Annotated in this window: 2 protein-coding genes and 1 tRNA gene; 2 read left to right on the top strand and 1 reads right to left on the bottom strand. The window is 67.3% G+C overall.

Going from position 1 to position 1,320, the window contains the following annotated elements; genetic code table 11:
* Window positions 1-430 (bottom strand): SsgA family sporulation/cell division regulator (locus ABT085_RS46410; protein WP_502983003.1); only part of this gene is annotated, 430 nt, incomplete at its 3' end.
* Window positions 431-622: 192 nt separating this feature from the next.
* Between ABT085_RS46410 and ABT085_RS46405 the strand changes: the two genes are divergently transcribed.
* Both ABT085_RS46405 and ABT085_RS46400 read left to right on the top strand, forming a co-directional pair.
* Complete coding sequence (locus ABT085_RS46405) at window positions 623-1,126, top strand: TIGR02611 family protein (protein ID WP_351623273.1); 504 nt, start codon at window positions 623-625, stop codon at window positions 1,124-1,126.
* Between the two features lie 87 nt (window positions 1,127-1,213).
* Window positions 1,214-1,285: transfer RNA gene (locus ABT085_RS46400), tRNA-Val, on the top strand.
* Window positions 1,286-1,320 lie beyond the last annotated feature (35 nt).

The raw sequence follows: 1,320 nt of genomic DNA, 5'->3' as shown, positions 1-1,320 counted from the left end.
CCGCCTGGTCTCCCACCCCAGCAGCAGACCCGCCCCGGTCAGCAGCACCCCGTACGCCAGGAGCAGGTGGTAGCGCGCCACCGGCAGCGGCGGCATCAGTCCGCTTCAGGAACGACTCCAGGGCCCGCGCCGGGGCCTCGAGCAGAGCCTCACCCTCTGGAGAGCTCAGGGCGATACACACGACACCCTGACCGTGGCTGCGTGACGGCCATACGCGGACGTCGCCGGTACCGGTGGGACGATGAAGCCCCTCAGCCAGGAGGTCGCGGGCGAACACCCACTCGACGGTCTCCTCGGCTCCGGTGTGGAAGGTGGCGTGCACGGCATAGGGGTCGGCCGTGTCGTACCGCAGGCCTGCGGGGACAGGCAGGGATGACTCGCTCGACACAACGAGGCGCAGGTGCAGCTCGCAGCTGACCGTGGTGTTCATAAGCGCCAGGGCCTTTCCGCTCAGTGTGCGCTCGGGGATTCGCACGTCGGCGAAATCGACATGCCACCTACGGTGCCGTTGTAAACCCCTCTGAGTGTTTTGCGTGCGTTTATGTAACTCTTTCGGCCGAGGATCCGTTCGGGTGCTACGACCATTTCGGTGACCGGATTGTCTCGGGTAGTGTTCATCGGTATGAACACGGGGAGTGACGAACCGGGCGAGGTCGCGGTGACATCGGACGAGACCGGGCCGGCCGGGAAACCGGACGAGGCGAGAGCGGGCGGGCCGAGCGGGTTGGACGGGGCGGACGGGCCGGACGGCAGCGGGCTCGGCTCCAAGGCGCCGGAGTTCGTCAAGGCTCGCCGGATGCTGCACCTGAGCTGGCAGGTGGGCGTCTTCGTGGTGGGCCTGGCGGTCATGGCGGCCGGCGTGATCATGCTGCCGCTGCCCGGACCGGGCTGGGTCGTGATCTTCGGCGGTATGGCGATCTGGGCGACCGAGTTCGTGTGGGCCCAGCTGGTGCTGCGCTGGACCAAACGCAAGGTCACCGAGGCGGCACAGAAGGCACTCGACCCCAGGGTGCGGCGACGCAACATCACCCTGACGGCGATCGGCCTGGTGATCGTGGCCGTCCTCGTCGGGATCTACGTCTCGAAGTTCGGCGTCGTGATGCCCTGGAAGATCAAGGACCAGTGATCCCGGGCCGGTCGCGGGGACCGGCCGGCCTCGTCCGCCGCCGGTCACAGGCACCCCCTGACATGGGGTAATGTTCTTCCTGTGCCCGGGCGATTAGCTCAGTGGGAGAGCGCTTCGTTCACACCGAAGAGGTCACTGGTTCGAACCCAGTATCGCCCACCCGGACACAGCGGCCCATCTGCGAATGCGCAGGT

The sequence above is a fragment of the Streptomyces sp. NPDC002265 genome, from assembly GCF_040296125.1.
GTDB lineage: Bacteria > Actinomycetota > Actinomycetes > Streptomycetales > Streptomycetaceae > Streptomyces.
Note: the sequence above shows the minus strand (reverse complement) of the source record. Positions and strands in the feature narration are given on the sequence as shown.

Coding starts and splice junctions, on each gene's coding strand:
- ABT085_RS46405 (WP_351623273.1), top strand. CDS start 623: ATGAACACGGGGAGTGACGAACCGGGCGAGGTCGCGGTGACATCGGAC.